The following is a 15,984-nucleotide window of genomic DNA, read 5'->3' as shown; positions in this document are numbered from 1 at the left end:
TCACCCCACTTTTTGTTGTTGTGTTAACGGTAGTGTAATTGATACTTTCGTTCCTTTATTCAAGTTGCTTTCTATTTGAAATGAAGCAGTTTGACCATAAATTTCTTCGATTCGCTTTTTGATATTCCAGAGTGCTGTTCCTGTTCCAGCAGAAGAATCTACGGTTTGGTTACCCAGGGTACCAAGCAGCTCTGCTGAGATTCCTTTTCCATTATCTTCAGTAAGAAGGACCATGTTCTCCCCTTCCTGAAAGGCACGGACTAATACTGTCCCACTCTTTGCTTTTGGAAATGCATAACGGATCGCATTTTCAACTAATGGCTGCAGGGTAAATGGTGGAACGAGCACCCTTTTTAACGCTGGTGCAATATCCATTTCCACATGATAGCGGTCTGGAAAGCGTGCTTGTTCAATGGTTAGGTAAGCCTCAACATGTTCAAGTTCTTTTTCAAGCGGGATGAGCATTTGCCTAGCCCCCTGAAGATTACTTCGAAAAAAAGTACTAAGTTTGATTAACAAACCCCTGGCTTTATCCGCATCTGTTCGAATTAGGCTTGAAATGGTATTAATGGCGTTAAATAAGAAATGTGGATGGACTTGTGCTTGCAAAGCCTTGATCTCCGCATCTTTTAATAATCTTCTCTGTATTTCCAGCTCAGCCATTTCTAATTGGACTGAAAATAGGTTGCTCAAACCTTCTGCCAACTCTTGTTCAACCCTGTCAAGTTTACTAGAATCAGTGAAATACAACTTTAATGTCCCTACCGTTTTAGCATGAATCTTTAGTGGTAATACAATCGCTGCCTGCAAAGGGCATTGTGGATCAAAACATTGAATTTCGTGTGCAGACTTTGCAATTGTGATTCTCCCTTGTTCCAGCACCGTTTTAGTTAATTCCGTTGCCATGTTTCCTGAAGGAATATGATGATCTGAGCCTGTACCAACATGGGCAAGGACATGGGTCTGATCTGTAATTGAAATGGCATCGGCATTCGTCCAATTAAGAATAATCTCGGCTGCTTTTGTACACGAATCCACATTTAACCCCTGTCTGAAGAAGGGCAGTGTTTGATTGGCAATATACAAAGCTTTATGTGTTTGAAGTGCTCTCATTCGCTCTTGCTCTTGCAGAATCTCCTGGATAATTAACACAAAAAGCAGAGTTCCCAAGCCATTTATAGCAATCATTGGGAGGGCAATGACCTCAACTAGATTCATAGCCTCGTTATATGGTCGTGCTATCAAAAGAATAATCCCCATCTGTGCACATTCCATGAATATTCCCATGATTACGGCCTTCCATGGCGAATTTCCTTCTTGTATCTTAAACCTTTTGCTTAAAAAACCTGTGACAACCCCCGCCATCAGCGTAGATAAGGCACATGCCTCAGCTGTAAACCCACCTAAGGTCAAGCGATGGATGCCAGCAATTAAACCGACCCCCATACCAACAATAGGACCGCCAAGTAAACCACCAATTGTTACTCCCATAATCCTAGTATTAGCAATGGCACTTTCATTGTCCATATTTGTCAGCCAGTCCTGGGAAGTAATTGTCCCATGTCCAATCTCTACTCCCGTGTAGTTGCTGATGACTCCGAAGGCACCGAAGATTGCAATCATCGCTGCTTTAGCAGTAATTCCGTGTTCATTATTGATAATTTGACGGAATGATTTCATCCGTGAGAGAAGAAACGCTACAATGATAAGAATACCAACACGTTCAAGCATGAGAGGCAATAATTCGATCATGGTACCTCACCTTTCTTCTATACTTCCCTACTACTATACCAAAAAAATAAACCAACCGTCTCTACCGTGTTTTTCCTGTAAAACTACCATAATAAATATAACATTTTCGATCTTCATCAATCTCTCTTGAATCTAGGGTGAATTCCAACCATCTTCCATCCCTTTGGATGTAAATAAAATCGGAGTGAAGAAGTGTCAGCACTTCTTCATGATTCCACACTTCCTTTTGCTCGATAAGAACGGACCCGTTTCTTTGAAGCTCTCTCACCTCAAAACCTATATGTGAATAATTTTGCTCCGTGACATCTGTATATGAATTTTCTTTTTTTACATAAAGGACATTCGTTCCATCAGGATCGATGGCAGTCGCCGTTACCACAAACGTTTCTCCCTCTTTTACGAAATATTCACACGACATTCTTGCTACAACCTCGCTCACCGTCAAGTGTTGATAATTCCAAAGGGCAGGAAAATTTTGATACTCGTCATCCTTTCGATACTCCAACCTCAAATTTCATCACTCTTTCATTTTCTTTTCATTTTACCATTGTTTTCCTAAGGTTTGCTTTTATAATTAGAATATCAATTGAAAAAAGGAGCGTGAAATGGTGAAGAAAACCCAATGGTTAGTGACTGGTGTTATCACTTCCCTTCTAGCCGGCACCCTTTCTGGCTGTTCAAGCGATCGCCCGCCCAAGCCAGACGACAGCACCTGCCGAGACTGGGACTGGGACGATGATCAAGGGGTTTGGGAATGTGATGATACCCATTCGTCCCATTATGGTCATTATTTTTATGGAGGAAGTTATTATCGCAATAAATCATCACTCTTGAAGTCCTCGGCTTATAAGTCCTACAAATCATCATCGAGCTTTAAAGGCGGTTTCGGAAGTGGCTCTAAGGGTGGATTTGGAGGATAAATATGTCGCAGTATACACCGAAGAGAAGAAGGTTTTATGCACAATTCCCAACCTTTTGGTCTGATTTATACGAAGGCGAGTACAGCCTATATCACGTTTATCCTATTTCTGAACAAACCTATAAGCAATTACAGGAAGCCACGGAGCAAATGGGTATCGTTTTTTTCAAAACAGCTCGTCTTTTACGGAGTCTTACAGATGAACAACTCCTTGAATTTGGGTTTCCACCGGCGAGCCTCCCATTTTTGAGATTGAAAAATCTCTACCCTGAAACGATTATTGGCAGGTTCGATTTTGTATTGACCGATAATGGTTTCAAATTGCTGGAGTTCAACAGTGATACACCGACATTTATTGTGGAATGTTTTCATATGAACGGGCAGGTTTGTAAGGAATTGGATTACCTGGATCCAAATAGTGGGGGGGAACGACTGCTTTCATCTGGAATTACACGTGCAGTTCTCGAAGCAGCGAAAGGAAAACGGGATCCCAACGTTGTGTTCACAGCCCATTCTGACCATATAGAGGACTGGAATACCGTTCAATATTTAAGCAAGTTGTGTCAGGTTCACAATCGGACCTTACCATTGTCCGCACTTCGAATGAAAGACGGGATCCTTGTTGATGAGGAAGATTATCCAATTGATGTATTGTATCGCCAAACCTATCCACTTGAACATCTGGTTAACGACCGGGACCCAATAACAGGAGATTTGGTTGGAATCGAATTATTACACCTGGTTAAGTCAGAGAAACTGTCCTTGTTAAATCCTGTCTCCGCCTTTTTGCTGCAGCCAAAGTCAATCCAATGCCTAATTTGGGGGTTAGCGGAACAGGGGGCATACTTTACAACAGAAGAGCAGGCATGGATTAAAGAGTATATGCTTCCTACGTATTTTGAAGCAGATGAATTTTTCGGGAAGAGCACCTATGTTCAAAAACCAACGTTCGGAAGAGAGGGAGACACGGTAACGATTTGGGATCAACATGCAAATGTAACTGCTCAAAATACCTTCCAAACCTATAGGGAGGAAGTTTCAGTCTTTCAACAATATGCCGCTCTCCCTACTGTTTCACTGGAAACAGAAAAGGGAAGCGAAGAACTTTCATTAGTATTCGGATCATTTCTTATTGCAGGTAAAGCAAGTAGTATTGGCATTCGTGCTGGCGGAAAAATTACAGGGAACGAATCTTATTTTTTACCAGTAGGTATTCAAAAACAGGGGGAATGTAAATGACAAATTTCTTATTATATTTAGCCATTTCAATTGGGCTTTTAATCGTAGGACTTATTCTTATGGAAGTAACCACTAAGGTCAAGGAGTTTTCCTTGATGGCAAAAGGAAATAAGGCAGCAAGTTATGTCCTGGGCGGAAGACTTCTCGGGCTTGCCATTGTCTTGTACTCAACTGCTGCTAATTCCATTTCACTTATGGATATGGCGGTATGGGGAGGAATCGGAATTGTGGCTCAGATTGTAGTCTTTTATCTGGCTGAATGGCTGACACCTCGATTTAACGTCAGTCAAAGCATCGAGGAAGATAACCAGGCTGTTGGGCTTTTTCTCATGTTACTCTCTGTTTCGATCGGTATCGTTATTGCTGGATGTCTAACCTATTAAAAAAACGCATCGCGAGGTGAACTGACCTATTGATTTGAGACAATAGGTCAGTCAAAGGATGCGTTTTTTTATTTTAAAGTGAATGATATGTATTCTTATCGCAGATTACAAACAACCGCGCCTCTTTAGGTAGGGGTTCACTCCATTTTTTTAAAATATTTAAATCACTACGATCGGCAATCAGCTGGGCTCCCTTTTTCTTGAGGGACTCATATGCATCTCCGTATGTCTTCCAGTCGGATTTTACTTCTACTTCCCATAAATCACTTCCCCCATCCCCATCCTTACGACTTAATAATTGTGTAAACAAATGGCTTGCCCCTTTGGTCTGCGCAGATTTTGCCATCAGGTTAGATACCGATTCATGGGAAAGAATAAATTCATCAATTTTGACATGTTTGAAGTTGCCGACATGCTTTTCATTTAGTATCTCTGCAATCGTATAAATATTTTTTTCCGTCCCTTCATCGTAACGCTCAATGGAAGAGGCGGTTAAAAGTGTTTTTCCATCTGCTAAATCCGCATGATTAATGCCATCTGGAGCAAAAAGCAGTACCGCTTTTGAACTTTCAATTTTCGCCCTTTTTAAGGTATCTTCATCCGTTGGACTCCCCTGAATATACAGAAACCTTTCATGTTCATAGGGTGTTTTCTCTAATTCATCAATTAACACGACTTCCGTTTTGTTATCATCAATAAAAAGCTCCTTGATCGTATTTTTACTTTTGGCGGTCCAGCCGACCACGACATAATGATTTTCTCCCCTAAAAGTCATTCTTCCTTCCTCCTTCATCCGTTTGTACTGTGTCACAGCATCGACGATCATCCCGATAACCACACCAAAAAGTCCAATTCCCGCTGTATAGACAATCACCATTGCCCAAATTCTGCCTAATTGTGTGGTAGGATACACATCTCCATAGCCAACTGTGGTCATTGTCGTTAGAATCCACCAAACGGCATGGAAGATGCTTTCAAATGTTTTTGGTTCCAGTACCTTCATAACTACGGCATTTATAAAAATATAAAACGTTGTTACTAACAACACCGTCCGGTACCGATATTTAGCTGCCGTAAGAAACAATCTTCGAAAAAATATCATCGCTACCCCCCGTTCCCATTGTTATAGAATACTATTTCTACTATTTCTACTATTTCGCTTGATATTCCTTTAAACAAAAAAACAGTTGACACCAACTCAAAATTACTGTAATATTAACTTTTGTGCTTCACATTTATGTAACTTGTAATTTATTAGATAACGCAAAGTAAGAATTCATTCTGGCATTCTGCTTATGTTTTAAAATAAAAAACTTATTCACACTGGATCGGCTTCGGAGCCGTTAGGATGTAAGAGAGGTAGGGCTTACGTCGTTTAGGTATAAAACCTTCAGGTGGAAAAATAACCGCGGCAAACTTGTTTTTACAAACAATGATTATTATATAAGTTTTTACTTGCGATGTTGACAACAAGAAGTGCAACCAATCACAAGTTACGATAAGAATTCTTTAATGAATTCAACAAAGAAGGCAGGGGAATATTCATTCCTCTGCCTTCGCCCATTTTAGAGACCACAAAATCTCCAGAATGAAAGGCCTGATTAAACATCAGGCCTTTTTTCTTACTTCTTAATAACAATTGCTTGTTTACCCATTTGCTCCCATGCTTTAATAAAACTAGCACGATTTAATTTCTGATTTTTTTCTCCATAAGGATTGTTAATATAAATATACTTTTCATCGTAGCCCGTAATTACAACACTATGCTCACTAAAGGTAATATCGATTTTCCCCTGCGGAGTATCCCATTTCTGAAAAACAGATACAGGCGCGAAGCTTGATGTTGTGATAATCCAGACTGGTAATCCTTGACCTACTTCTTCTAAAACTTCATCAAATGAATGATTAGTTAAATTAACTGCCCGATCACCGACGTATTTTTGCGCGAGTTCAAATACGGGACCATTATAAACCCCTAGTCCTGGACCATTCGCCATATCGCCGACAAACCCTGCATTAGGATTTCCCTTTTTCCCGTTACTATACGTTAATGGGACAGTTTTCACTTTGTTAGCTAACTCATTTTTGGTCACTTCAATTCCGTGATAGTTAAGAATCATCGCCAGGCTGGTGATTTCACAGCCATTATAGAGTTTTGGTGGGTCCATTTGATTGATTAACGGCACATCTAGTTTGATACTATCAGGCACTTTTGGAGCTTCTTTCGCAAAGAGTGCTAGTGTCCGTGTTTTTAATGATGCGGCCTCAGTAACTAGTGCTGTTGCTGGACGGTCAAACTTTACCTTAAAAATCGTTATACCACTGATAACTATTATAAAAACAACGATCATAGCAGTTAATATTTTTTTCATAAATGAATGTACCATTCCTTGTATTAGTCTTTGCTGGAGATTCTAGTAATATACTACTATATTACCTACTAAAATAGTTCGAAGCAAGAAAGGAAAATATTTTACAATTTATGATAGCAATTGAATCTTAATTTAATCTTAACTTAAACTCCCCTTTAGTGTTTTACTAAAAGGGAATTTTATTAGGCCTTCATCTTATATTGTCTAAATTTTTTCGTTATTTGATTAATTACCTCAGAGAAAACTAGTCCGAAGGCAATTGAACCCGCCAGCATGAAAACTTTTGCAGCCAAAGTAATTGCTGAATAATAATCGTTCTCCACAAAATTTCGCATCGCATCATAGGCCAGACCACCTGGTACGAGCGGAATAATTCCTGCTACACTAAAAATGATCACTGGTGTTTTATAGAACTTTGCTAGCTCCTGACTGAGTACTGCTATAAAAATAGTCGCGGCCAATGTTGCTAAAATGGCGTTATCCGTGTAGTCTTCCATGAGGAAATAAATTAACCAACCACCCATTCCAATCAGCCCGCACTTGATTAGTGATTCCTTCGGAGCATTAAAAAGAATCCCAAAGGCGCTTGTTGCAATAAAACTGGTAATTGCTTGTGCAAGAACAGCCATGGTAAATCCACCTCACTTCACAAAAAAGATAATACGACGGCAATCCCTGCTCCAATCGCAAACGCGGTCAGAAATGCCTCAGCACCTTTAGATAATCCCGAAACTAGATGACCCGCCATTAAGTCTCGAATGGCATTGGTAACTAGTAGACCTGGAACTAATGACATCACAGAGCCAATGATGATTTTATCTAATTGTTGACCAACTCCCAGTTGGACAAACAAAAAAGAAAGTAAGCCAATCACAAACGATGCTAAAAACTCCGAGAAGAACTTGATCGGGACAAATCGATGAAAATAGACGAAACTTAGGTAACCTATTCCTCCTGAAATCATCGACGGAATAAAATCATTCCACCCGCCTTCAAACATGATCATAAAACAACCGCTTGCTAATGAGGCGGCAGCCACTTGGATCATAAATGGAAAGGTTACATTGAGAGAATCAACTTCCTTTAAATGCTCCCAAGCTTCTTTCAAATTTATTTCACCACTGCTAATTCTTCTTGATATGCTATTTACCATGGAAACTTTTTTCAAGTCTGTTGACCGCTCTGAGATTCGAATCAGCTTGGTCTTCGTCGGTTCTGACCCCTCTGCTGAAAAAATGATTCCCGTTGGGGTTACATAACTATGCGTATGTTCAATACCAAAGGCAGCCGCCATTCTCATCATTGTATCCTCGACACGATAAGTCTCGGCCCCGCTTTGGAGCATGATTTTCCCCGCCAGTAAACAGACCTCCATAATTTCATATGTTTGTTCTACCTGATTTCCCATTTATTCCACCACACACACTTCTACATTTGTTACTTAGTTTAAATGAAAATAATCGTTTAATCAAAGTTAACTGTGTCAAATCTCTTCGCGATAAAGCAGTATATCCATAATATTATTAATTGGATAAATGTTGCAATTACCCACTATACACTAAATGTTTATTCATTATACAATATTATATAATGACTTATTGTCCTGAAAGGAATTTTAACAAATGAAATTAAACAACTCTAGTTCAACACCTTTATATGACCAGTTAAAACAAATTTTGAAGGAAGCCATTGAACAAGGGGAATATAAATCTGGGGATCGACTGCCTAATGAATCCGAATTATGCGATTTATATGGTGTCAGCCGAATTACCGTAAGAAGAGCGATTCAAGATTTAGCTGATGAAGGTTTTTTAGAGCGAAAGCAAGGCAAGGGAACTTTTGTAACAAGAACCAAAATCACACGGGAATTGGTTTCTATTGATGGATTTACAGATTTCAGTAAGCAAATTGGAAAAAATCCATCCAAGCGAATTCTTGCTTGTGAAGAGATGAAAGCAACTTCGGAAATTGCCGAAGCACTGCAAATTGGCATAGATTCACCTGTCTTAAAGTTGGTCAGAATCATGTCAATTGATCAACAGCCATTTGTACTTGATATAGCTCATTATTCGTTAGAACGCTTTCCCAACTTAATGACACACTTCACCGAACATGAATCCACCTATGAAGTGTTGAAAAGTATTTACCATATCAATATAAAATCTGGTTCCAGCAAAAAAATTATTACGGTCATACCAGCTTCTGTATTGGAGGCAGAATATTTGGATTGTGAAATCGGGGAAACATTATTCAATATTGATAAAACCATTTTCGATGAAAAAGGAGTCCCGATTCATATTTCAAATTTCAAGACTCCTACAAAAATGATTGCACTCACAATCACTACCTAATAAGAAAAGCGGAAGCGCCTTGCCCAGGGGTGACAGGCATAAGACGAGCCGGCGAGAAGGTTGCTCTTTAACCTTCTTGACGGATTGGCTTATGACCCCGAGCCCCTAGGCGCTGTAGCTAGACAACACGAAGAGCCGGAGGTGAGATTCGATGTTGACTTATCGTAGGGCGGAGAGCGAAGGACACTAGCCGCTAGGGCCGCTTGCGCTAGACAGTAATCTAAGTTCAAAAACTTATACTTTCTTATCATTAAAAATAAAAGGAATGCTTGGGCTATAATCAAAGCCCAAGCATTCCTTTTTCAGCCTAAAAAGTTAACTGTTTTCCATGGCCAAATGCTCCATTTACTTCACATGTTCTAGCAGCAATATGTGCAGCTTCCTTTAAGGATCCTTCAATGGACACCCCATTAAAGTAATTAGTTAAAAACCCAGCGATGAACGAGTCCCCTGCCCCTAAAGTGTCAATGACATTTGCTTCTTCAATCCCCTGTTGGTAACGTTTATTATTATGGGACATAACTACACCTTTTGAACCTCTAGTAATAATGATAAACGGGGTTCCAAGTCCATGTATTTTAACAAATAACTCTTCAAGTTCAACTTCTGTAAAATCACTTCCTGAAATAAATGCAAATTGGATATGCGGGCAAACCTTTTCTAATAATTCATTTGTAAAATGGTTAGAGAAATCATAAGAAATAGGTAAATACTGTTTAAGAAGAGGCAATTCTTCATCTAAATGACTATATATACTTGTATGTACTAAATCAAACGATTTAATATATTCATAGTCATCCGCCGCTAAATTCAGCTTGAGTTTAGCTTGTACACCACCTTTATTGGATTTGACAAAGATTCGGTCTCCATCCACATTTAGGTCAACATAGGCCTTCCCACTTTCACCAACCGCTCTCCTCACTTGACTAGTTTCTATTAAGTTCTTTCTCAAGGAATCTAAGATATGGTCGCCTTCCACATCCGTTCCAACAATTCCAATAAAAGCAGCTGCCTCCGCTCCACTTTGTTTGGATAAAACGGCAACATTTAAAGCATTTCCACCTGGAAACATTTCGTTTCGATCCTGGTAAATATCAACAACACTATCCCCTATTCCAATAATTCTCATAAAATTCCACTCCTCCTTATTTATCCTTTCACACTACCTGATGATAAGCCACGAATAAAATATTTTTGCATGAACATAAATAGGAGAATAATTGGCAAAGCAGAGATCATTAAGCCTGCCATCAGAACTCCCCAATTGGTTTGAAGCGCATCTCGGAATTGCATCAATCCTGCAGGAATGGTTTTCAGCGCATCAGAATCCACAAAGATTAATGCGAACATAAACTCGTTCCATGTGTAATAAGCAGTTAGTACAACCGCAGTAAGTAGAATCGGTTTATTTAACGGCACAAAGATTTTTGTAAAAATGGACCATGTATTACAGCCATCCAAAAAGGCGGATTCTTCCAGCTCTTTAGGTACCTCAAGAAAAGCAGCACGGATCAAAAGGATCGTAATTGGAATGCGATAGGCTACATAGGGAAAGATCATCGCAAAATACGTATCATGAATTCCTAATAATTGAATGAGTTTGTATAGAGGTACTAAACTTACTTGCGGGGAGAGCATCATTCCGCCCATACAGAACACTAACAGGATATTCTTCCCTTTAAATTCAAACCTCGATAAACTATAAGCACCAAGTGCACTAATTAATACTGTTAGAAAGCAGGTAGTAGCTGTAACAATTAAACTATTAACGAAATAGCCAGATATCCCTGTGTTCCATGCCTCTGTATAATTAGAAAACATCCATTCCTTAGGTAGTGCCCAACTGCTGGAGAAGATCTCTGAAGTTGATTTAAATGAGTTAATTACCATCCAAAAAAGTGGATAAGCTATAACTACAAAATACAGAATCAGGATTGTAAAGATTGGCAGTCCTTTAACAACATTCTTTTGCTTCCTATATTTAGATTTAATTGGAATCGAATGATGGTAGTCCATTACTTTGCTTGTCTCCACTCTAAACATCCTTTCCTGTTTTGAATACTTTCAACTGAACCAAAGATACAATTAAGGTAATAATCAAAATCACGGTAGCCACAGCCGATGCATAACCCATTTGGTCTTTACCGAAAGCGGAATGATAGAGTAATGTTCCTAAAACTTCACTTGAATTACCAGGTCCGCCGCCTGTCAAAATATATGGCTCATTAAACACCGTGAAAGCACCAGTTAACGTAATTAGTGTAGTAACAAAGAACATCTCTTTTACTTGAGGAACAGTAATTGAAAAGAATTTTCTGATTTTACCAGCTCCATCAATATCAGCGGCCTCATACAATTCTTGAGGGATATTTTGGATGGCAACAATAAATAACATCATAATGTAACCAATACTTTGCCATTGAGACACAGCGATCACAGCGAAAATCGCCGTTTCAGATTCTCCCAGCCAAGCTCTTGTTAAATTTTCAAGACCTAACATATTTAATAGCCCATTTAAGATTCCGATATCCGGATTATAAACAAACGTAAACAGTAAAGCGATAACCGTCATTGATATGACAACTGGAAGGAAAAATACGGTCCGGAACAATCCACTTACGATCCGGATCAGTTTATCTTCAAGGATTGCTGCTAGAATCAGTCCGCCAAACACTTGAAATATTATAGAAATCAATGCATACCAGAGATTATTTTTTAAAGCTATATAAAAAACTTCATCTTTAAAAAGATTAAGGAAATTTTCGAAGCCAACAAATGTTTTTTCTGCTGAAAATGCAGAGAAATCATAGAAACTATAAAAAAAGTTTTCAACAATCGGATAGTAAACAAAAAGGGCCAAAAAGATTAAGCAAGGTGCAATATAAAAGTATGGTAACCACTTGTTTGTATTTTGCATAATAACTCCCCTTTTTTTATCAGGCGCTTCTTTGGAAAAAAGGTGGTCAACTAGTAACCACCTTTCTGGTTTCCTATTTATTTGCTGACGCCTTCACTTCTTTTACTGCTGCTCTGACATCTTTCATTACATCTTCTGGACTTTTCTTTCCGTCTAACATTAGTTGTGTCCCATTTAAATAAGCATCTACTATTTTAATATCTACCGCCGTATCAAACCATAAGTACGTTTGCTCAGCATTAACAATTAAATTAATCGCATCTTGTTGAAGTTTAGATGCATTCGCTTCAGTTGTTGTTCCTTTAACTGCACTGTATTCACTAACTTCTTTTAATTGTTCTGTACCTTTTTCCTTTGAAGTTAAGAATTTAACAAATTCCATGGCTTCTTTCGGATGCTTTGTTTTAGAAGAAATCATAATTCCTTCTGGTGCTGCTGTGATGGAGTTGGCATTTCCTTCTCCGCCCTCTACACCTGGTACATTAAATACACCTAAATCTTCTTTTAACGATGGTTCAATTAACCCAATTTCTGCAAGTTGGAAGAAACCAATTGCTGCTTTACCACTGTTAAATAACTCACGTGAATATTCATGATCAACAGAGTTTACTCCTTTATTGAAGTATGGCTTAAGTTCCATGAATTTTTCCAAAGCCTTAACGTAACCTGGATGTGAGAAGTCACCCTCAGGATTTTTTGGATCATAATCTTTATTAATAACATCCTGCGGCACCATCAATTGATTCAATGTTCCAATATAATGGGAAATGGTCCAAGGTGCTTTACTACCAAAAGTGATTGGAGTCAATCCAGCAGCCTTTACCTTTTTAGAGACATCAATTAGCTGGGACCATGTTGTTGGAACCTCGAGATTTAAATCTTTGAAGATTTTCTTATTATAAAAGAATGCCTTGCCGTCAGTGGACCACGGAATCCCATAAATTTTACTATCTAATGTGAACGAGTTAAACTGGGAGGCAATGATTTGATCCGACCACGCTTTATCTTCATTAACATAATTTGTTAAATCTAGTGCTTGTCCTTGACGTGCGAAGTTATAAGCAAATTCCCCGCTCCAAGAAAAGAATACATCTGGAGGGGTGCTTGATCCTAATACAACGCGAATCTTTTCTTTATAAGAGTCGTTTAAAACGGCCTCTGTTTTAATTTTAATATTTGGATGAGCTTTCTCAAACTCTTTTACAGCTTTTTCAAAATACTGCTTTTTAGGTTGATTCGGCCAGCGGTGGAAGAATTTAAGTTCAACAACATCTTTTCCTTTAGTTGAACTAGAACTCTTAGAACAGCCAGCAAAAAAGGATAGAAAAAGGATAGAAATAATACTTAAAATCAATAACTTCTTCATTAATTTTCCCCTCCAGAAGATCCGTCTCTATGATTAAAGCAGCGGACATTCACAATGTTTATCTTGGTTTAGTACTCAACTGTCCACATATATCTTCTTTTTGATAGCGGATGATTACGAGCCTCTGCCAACTGATCCGCATATTTTCTTAATACGTAATTCAAGACTAACGGAGCAATATATCCTTGGACTTCTTCTGCTACCCCAGTGAAATCAAAATCTTTTGCATCAAGGACAACCAATTTCTTACCATAACGTTTAGAGAATTCTAGTGCTCTTTCCTCTAAATGTCTTGTTTCATCTAAACCAAGCAGGATAATGAAAGGTGTTTCTTCATCAATAATTTCAAATGGTCCGTGGAAGTATTCTCCCGCGTGAATGGCATGGGAGTGGACCCATTGCATTTCCATAAGGATACAAATTGCATATGAATAGGCAACGCCATAATTTGCTCCGCTTGCCATTGTATATATAATCTTTTCATCTTTATATTGTTGTCCAAATGCTTCAGCTTTTGATTGATAGAGTGCTGCTGCTTTTTCGTAAACATTTTGTAAGTTCTCAAGACTTCCTTCTACTAAACTAGCTTTTTCATTATTTTCAACCACTTTTAGTACACCAAATACTAGTTGATATAGTACTGAATAATTAGTGGTGAAAGCGCTTGCTTTTTCGCCCCACTGATATTTCAACACAACATCAGATGCTTGTGCTAATGGTGAGCCTTCCTCATTTGTTAATGAAACAGCCAATGCCCCTTTTGACCTAGCAAATTTTGCTGCTTCTACTGTTTCTGGTGTGGTACCTGAATGAGAGCATAGGATAACCAAGGAACCGCTTCCAAGTTTCGCATGATTGCGATGGATAAATTCATTTGCGCTATAGAGGTGTGCATCAAGAACTTTAGCTTCGCGATCAATTACGTACTTGCTTGGATACATAATCGCAGAGGAACCTCCGCATGCTACAAAGAATACGTTTGTAATCTCCCTTTTTTCTACTTCTGCCAAAGCTTGTTGCACTTGATTTTTAACGTCAACTACTAATTCAGTCGTCATTTTTGTTGCCTCCCTGATAAATTATTTTAGTGAATGAACACCAATAAACTCTTCAAACAATATACAACTTTATATAACGTTATATGTTGTTATATATAAATTACTATAACTTTAAACTCTAGTCAATAAAATTTTCAGAAAAATGAAACGACATTTCTCGACAGAAAACCATCTTCCGTCATGGAAGGTGGCCCGCTTTTCATTATGATGATCACTTTTGCTAGTTTTTCAAAGAGATTTGGTCTGCATTGTCCTTATGATGACAATTTCTTATAGTCTTCAAAAGGGATTTGGTCTTCATCGCCTTTATGATGACAATTTCCTCTAGTCTTTCTAAAGGATTTGGTCTTCATCGCCTTTATGATGACAATTTCCTCTAGTCTTTCTAATGGATTTGGTCTTCATCGCCTTTATGATGACAATTTCCTCTAGCCTTTCTAAAGGATTTGGTCTTCATCGCCTTTATGATGACAATTTCCTCTAGTCTTTCTAAAGGATTTGGTCTTCATCGCCTTTATGATGACAATTTCCTCTAGTCTTTCTAAAGAATTTGGTCTTCATCTTCCTTCAAAAAAAATAAGACCTATCCACAATGGTGAATAGGCTTCAAATTCTCTATTAGTTATTTTTGCTTATAATACGTAATCGCTAGTGCAAAGGCCAAGACCGTTCCTTTAACAATATCCATCGCATAATACGGTACCGACATCATCACGAGTCCGTTTTGCAGAATCCCAATCAAGACGGCTCCAACAAATGTTCCAAATGCATTGGCCTTCCCTGCTCCCAGTACAGAAAAGCCAATATATGCGGCGGCAACTGAATCCATTAAGTAAGGAGCACCAGAGTTAATTTCTGATGTTAACACCCTTGAAGCCAGTACAATCCCGCCAATAGAAGCAAACAATGCCGAAAGTAGGTACGCAGCCACTTTATACTTATTGACAGGAATCCCTGATAGTCTGGCCGCTTCTTTATTTCCACCAATCACATACATATAGCGACCATGTTTTGTATAATTCAAAAAGATATGCACGAGAATCACTGTGATTGCCATAATAATGATGATCCATGGAACCTCACCGATTTTTGTAAAAAATGGACTGATCAGGCCTGTCGCCATCGAGCCATCAGGCATAACCATATTTTGTGAAACGGTTGCCCCTTTTGTATAGGTCAGTGCAGTCCCTTGAATGATGAACATGGTTGCCAGCGTCATTAGCATGTCTGGAATTCTTAACTTCACGATCATAAATGAGTTTAAGGCACCGACAACCAATGATGCCGCAATTGCAGAAATAATTGCTACCAGTGTGTTTTGTGAAAACCAAACAAACATCGAAATGACAATAGCGTTTGATAAGGAAGCGACCGACCCTACCGATAAATCAAAACCATCTACTGACAAAGAAATTGTAATTCCGATGGCGATAATCGTTACAATCGAGATGGAACGTAAGATATTGATCATATTGCTGCCTTGAATAAAGGTAGGATTGGCAACTGAAAAGATAATAATAAGTGCAAGAATCGTAATAATCGTTCCATACTTATATAAAAAGTGAAATAACTCAAATACTTTTTTGGCAGGGGCTTCCTGCTTCTTTGCTGCGATATTTACTTCCAT

At 38.6% G+C, this 15,984-nt stretch carries 16 protein-coding genes; 4 read left to right on the top strand and 12 right to left on the bottom strand.

The annotated features are described in order from the left end of the window. Both QNH17_RS04910 and QNH17_RS04905 read right to left on the bottom strand, forming a co-directional pair. Nucleotides 1-1,752 (bottom strand): sensor histidine kinase, encoded by a 1,752-nt coding sequence (locus tag QNH17_RS04910; protein ID WP_283877679.1) that lies wholly within the window; start codon nucleotides 1,750-1,752, stop codon nucleotides 1-3. Nucleotides 1,753-1,813: 61 nt separating this feature from the next. After that, nucleotides 1,814-2,263: a hypothetical protein gene (locus QNH17_RS04905; protein WP_283877678.1), complete on the bottom strand. Its 450-nt coding sequence runs from the start codon at nucleotides 2,261-2,263 to the stop codon at nucleotides 1,814-1,816. A 94-nt stretch (nucleotides 2,264-2,357) separates the two neighbouring features. Here QNH17_RS04905 and QNH17_RS04900 point away from each other — a divergent pair, with 94 nt between their 5' ends. From QNH17_RS04900 to QNH17_RS04890, 3 genes are read left to right on the top strand one after another with little or no spacing between them, the layout of a single operon-like run. Continuing rightward, nucleotides 2,358-2,672 (top strand): hypothetical protein, encoded by a 315-nt coding sequence (locus tag QNH17_RS04900; RefSeq protein WP_481858574.1) that lies wholly within the window; start codon nucleotides 2,358-2,360, stop codon nucleotides 2,670-2,672. Between the two features lie 2 nt (nucleotides 2,673-2,674). Then, nucleotides 2,675-3,910: a glutathionylspermidine synthase family protein gene (locus tag QNH17_RS04895; RefSeq protein WP_283877677.1), complete on the top strand. Its 1,236-nt coding sequence runs from the start codon at nucleotides 2,675-2,677 to the stop codon at nucleotides 3,908-3,910. Beyond that, entirely contained in the window at nucleotides 3,907-4,293 is a 387-nt protein-coding gene (locus QNH17_RS04890; protein WP_283877676.1) for a DUF350 domain-containing protein, read from the top strand. The genes QNH17_RS04895 and QNH17_RS04890 overlap by 4 nt, the downstream gene beginning before the upstream one ends. A gap of 73 nt (nucleotides 4,294-4,366) precedes the next feature. On the opposite strand, the gene QNH17_RS04885 is transcribed toward QNH17_RS04890, so the two are convergent. From QNH17_RS04885 to QNH17_RS04870, 4 genes are all read right to left on the bottom strand, one after another. Then, complete coding sequence (locus QNH17_RS04885) at nucleotides 4,367-5,395, bottom strand: potassium channel family protein (RefSeq protein WP_283877675.1); 1,029 nt, start codon at nucleotides 5,393-5,395, stop codon at nucleotides 4,367-4,369. Between the two features lie 520 nt (nucleotides 5,396-5,915). Continuing rightward, nucleotides 5,916-6,665 carry a C39 family peptidase gene (locus tag QNH17_RS04880; protein WP_283877674.1) on the bottom strand — a complete coding sequence of 250 codons (750 nt, stop codon included), beginning with the start codon at nucleotides 6,663-6,665 and terminating at the stop codon, nucleotides 5,916-5,918. Between the two features lie 182 nt (nucleotides 6,666-6,847). Then, nucleotides 6,848-7,294 carry a threonine/serine exporter family protein gene (locus tag QNH17_RS04875; protein ID WP_283877673.1) on the bottom strand — a complete coding sequence of 149 codons (447 nt, stop codon included), beginning with the start codon at nucleotides 7,292-7,294 and terminating at the stop codon, nucleotides 6,848-6,850. 17 nt (nucleotides 7,295-7,311) lie between these two features. Beyond that, nucleotides 7,312-8,073 carry a threonine/serine exporter family protein gene (locus tag QNH17_RS04870; RefSeq protein ID WP_283877672.1) on the bottom strand — a complete coding sequence of 254 codons (762 nt, stop codon included), beginning with the start codon at nucleotides 8,071-8,073 and terminating at the stop codon, nucleotides 7,312-7,314. 214 nt (nucleotides 8,074-8,287) lie between these two features. Here QNH17_RS04870 and QNH17_RS04865 point away from each other — a divergent pair, with 214 nt between their 5' ends. Beyond that, nucleotides 8,288-9,016, top strand: coding sequence for a UTRA domain-containing protein (locus QNH17_RS04865; RefSeq protein ID WP_283877671.1), 729 nt, complete (start codon nucleotides 8,288-8,290; stop codon nucleotides 9,014-9,016). A gap of 307 nt (nucleotides 9,017-9,323) precedes the next feature. Here the strand turns inward: QNH17_RS04865 and QNH17_RS04860 are convergent, their stop codons facing one another. From QNH17_RS04860 to QNH17_RS04835, 6 genes are all read right to left on the bottom strand, one after another. Continuing rightward, nucleotides 9,324-10,145: a PfkB family carbohydrate kinase gene (locus QNH17_RS04860; RefSeq protein ID WP_283877670.1), complete on the bottom strand. Its 822-nt coding sequence runs from the start codon at nucleotides 10,143-10,145 to the stop codon at nucleotides 9,324-9,326. Between the two features lie 20 nt (nucleotides 10,146-10,165). Next, the gene (locus QNH17_RS04855) at nucleotides 10,166-11,059 is read right to left on the bottom strand and encodes a carbohydrate ABC transporter permease (RefSeq protein WP_481858573.1); all 894 of its coding nucleotides are present in this window, start codon (nucleotides 11,057-11,059) and stop codon (nucleotides 10,166-10,168) included. After that, nucleotides 11,052-11,933, bottom strand: coding sequence for a carbohydrate ABC transporter permease (locus tag QNH17_RS04850; protein WP_283877668.1), 882 nt, complete (start codon nucleotides 11,931-11,933; stop codon nucleotides 11,052-11,054). Before QNH17_RS04850 ends, QNH17_RS04855 begins: the two co-directional genes overlap by 8 nt. A gap of 73 nt (nucleotides 11,934-12,006) precedes the next feature. Then, nucleotides 12,007-13,299, bottom strand: a complete 1,293-nt coding sequence (locus QNH17_RS04845; protein ID WP_283877667.1) for an ABC transporter substrate-binding protein — start codon at nucleotides 13,297-13,299, stop codon at nucleotides 12,007-12,009. Between the two features lie 68 nt (nucleotides 13,300-13,367). After that, nucleotides 13,368-14,357 carry an SIS domain-containing protein gene (locus QNH17_RS04840; RefSeq protein ID WP_283877666.1) on the bottom strand — a complete coding sequence of 330 codons (990 nt, stop codon included), beginning with the start codon at nucleotides 14,355-14,357 and terminating at the stop codon, nucleotides 13,368-13,370. Between the two features lie 622 nt (nucleotides 14,358-14,979). Continuing rightward, nucleotides 14,980-15,984 carry an ABC transporter permease gene (locus tag QNH17_RS04835; protein ID WP_283877665.1) on the bottom strand — a complete coding sequence of 335 codons (1,005 nt, stop codon included), beginning with the start codon at nucleotides 15,982-15,984 and terminating at the stop codon, nucleotides 14,980-14,982.

The organism is Neobacillus sp. SuZ13 (genome assembly GCF_030123365.1).
Classification (GTDB): domain Bacteria; phylum Bacillota; class Bacilli; order Bacillales; family Cytobacillaceae; genus Neobacillus.
Note: the sequence above shows the minus strand (reverse complement) of the source record. Positions and strands in the feature narration are given on the sequence as shown.

Coding starts and splice junctions, on each gene's coding strand:
- QNH17_RS04910 (WP_283877679.1), bottom strand. CDS start 1,752: ATGATCGAATTATTGCCTCTCATGCTTGAACGTGTTGGTATTCTTATC.
- QNH17_RS04900 (WP_481858574.1), top strand. CDS start 2,358: ATGGTGAAGAAAACCCAATGGTTAGTGACTGGTGTTATCACTTCCCTT.
- QNH17_RS04895 (WP_283877677.1), top strand. CDS start 2,675: ATGTCGCAGTATACACCGAAGAGAAGAAGGTTTTATGCACAATTCCCA.
- QNH17_RS04890 (WP_283877676.1), top strand. CDS start 3,907: ATGACAAATTTCTTATTATATTTAGCCATTTCAATTGGGCTTTTAATC.
- QNH17_RS04885 (WP_283877675.1), bottom strand. CDS start 5,395: ATGATATTTTTTCGAAGATTGTTTCTTACGGCAGCTAAATATCGGTAC.
- QNH17_RS04880 (WP_283877674.1), bottom strand. CDS start 6,665: ATGAAAAAAATATTAACTGCTATGATCGTTGTTTTTATAATAGTTATC.
- QNH17_RS04875 (WP_283877673.1), bottom strand. CDS start 7,294: ATGGCTGTTCTTGCACAAGCAATTACCAGTTTTATTGCAACAAGCGCC.
- QNH17_RS04870 (WP_283877672.1), bottom strand. CDS start 8,073: ATGGGAAATCAGGTAGAACAAACATATGAAATTATGGAGGTCTGTTTA.
- QNH17_RS04865 (WP_283877671.1), top strand. CDS start 8,288: ATGAAATTAAACAACTCTAGTTCAACACCTTTATATGACCAGTTAAAA.
- QNH17_RS04860 (WP_283877670.1), bottom strand. CDS start 10,145: ATGAGAATTATTGGAATAGGGGATAGTGTTGTTGATATTTACCAGGAT.
- QNH17_RS04855 (WP_481858573.1), bottom strand. CDS start 11,059: ATGTTTAGAGTGGAGACAAGCAAAGTAATGGACTACCATCATTCGATT.
- QNH17_RS04850 (WP_283877668.1), bottom strand. CDS start 11,933: ATGCAAAATACAAACAAGTGGTTACCATACTTTTATATTGCACCTTGC.
- QNH17_RS04845 (WP_283877667.1), bottom strand. CDS start 13,299: ATGAAGAAGTTATTGATTTTAAGTATTATTTCTATCCTTTTTCTATCC.
- QNH17_RS04840 (WP_283877666.1), bottom strand. CDS start 14,357: ATGACGACTGAATTAGTAGTTGACGTTAAAAATCAAGTGCAACAAGCT.
- QNH17_RS04835 (WP_283877665.1), bottom strand. CDS start 15,984: ATGGAAGTAAATATCGCAGCAAAGAAGCAGGAAGCCCCTGCCAAAAAA.